General features: G+C 71.3%; 2 protein-coding genes. Both read left to right on the top strand.

The window, feature by feature from the left end:
* Window positions 1–268, top strand: a 268-nt coding sequence (locus ACFCZN_RS21395; protein ID WP_430558104.1) for an excalibur calcium-binding domain-containing protein, incomplete at its 5' end; no start/stop codon positions are given.
* Between the two features lie 557 nt (window positions 269–825).
* A partial coding sequence (locus tag ACFCZN_RS21400) for a site-specific integrase (RefSeq protein WP_430558105.1) occupies window positions 826–1,270 on the top strand: 445 nt, incomplete at its 3' end.

Here is a 1,270-nt window from a genome sequence, read left to right on the forward strand (position 1 = left end):
TGTGGCCGCCGAGCCGCCAGCATCCGAACCGGCACCCGCGCCCGACCCGGTGGTCGTGCCCGAACCCGAGTCGGTGCCGTTCTTCGTGCCGGAGCCTGCCCCGGCACCGCCGCCCGCACCCGCGCCGCAGCCCGAGCCTGAGCCGGCACCGGTGTTCTACAAGAACTGCGACGCCGTGCGCGCCGCCGGCGCTGCCCCGATCTACGAGGGGCAGCCCGGGTACTCCCGCAAGCTCGACCGCGACGGTGACGGCGTTGGATGCGAGTAGAGCTCGCTGCCGCATGAGCAGCCTCTTGAGCGGGCGCGGGCTCTCGGGCTCGGAGCCCTGTGATTAGCCACCACCGGAAGGTGGCCGCCGCGTTCGGCCTGACTCTCCTCCTCTCGGGTGTCAGGCCGAGCCGTCCGCGTCGGACGACTTCCGCGTAGCGTACGAACACGGGTGGTCCGTCGAGGTCATGGCCGGCGAACCAGTGACCGACGGTTTCGATTGTGTCGTTGGTACTCGTCGACGTCCGCCTCCGGGCGGCTGGCCGTCCGGCATCGAGACGGTTCCGATGCGCGACCACGCAGAAGAAGCGCCCGAGCTCGCGCGCCGCGGCGTGGCGATCGTGCGTCCACCCGAGGGCATCCCGGTGCGCGCGTGGATCACGCAGCGCCAGAGCGGCGAGGCCCGCGTCGACGGCGAGGCCGTCGCGTGGGCCGGCCGCCAGGTCCACGTCCGCTACCTGTTAACCGGCTATGGGTTGTATTTGCGCAGGTCAGGGCCTCGGCATATTGCCGGGAGATCTATCGCGGTAGGGGTGGGCTGTGCTACACCTGTGGCGCATGGACGCCAGGGCCGCGTTGCGGCTGGAGCAGCGCGGCGAGGGCTGGGGTCTCGCGGGCGAGGGCGCGGACCGGTTCCGGCTCGTTGATGAGTACCTGAGCCACCTGCTGGATCGGAACTACTCTCGCGCCACGGTGCGGTCGTACGGATATGACCTGCTGGCGTTCTGTCGGTGGCTCTCCGACCTGGATCTCGAACTGGCCGCGGTGACGACGCCCGATGTGCTGGACTTTTTGCGGGCGTGCCGGGAAGCGAGCGTCCCGGGTCGGCCGGGGCCGAACGTGGTCACGATGACGGGGCAACGGCTGGACCGGTACGCCGCGGCCACGATCAACCGGCGCCTGGCCGCGGTCTCGGGCATGTTCGCGTTCGCCGGGCTGCGCTCGCCGGGGCGGGCGAACCCTGTCCCGCGCGGTCGTGACGCCCGCTGGACCGCACCAGGTG

The sequence above is a fragment of the Isoptericola sp. NPDC056134 genome (genome assembly GCF_042264825.1).
Lineage (GTDB): Bacteria > Actinomycetota > Actinomycetes > Actinomycetales > Cellulomonadaceae > Isoptericola > Isoptericola nanjingensis.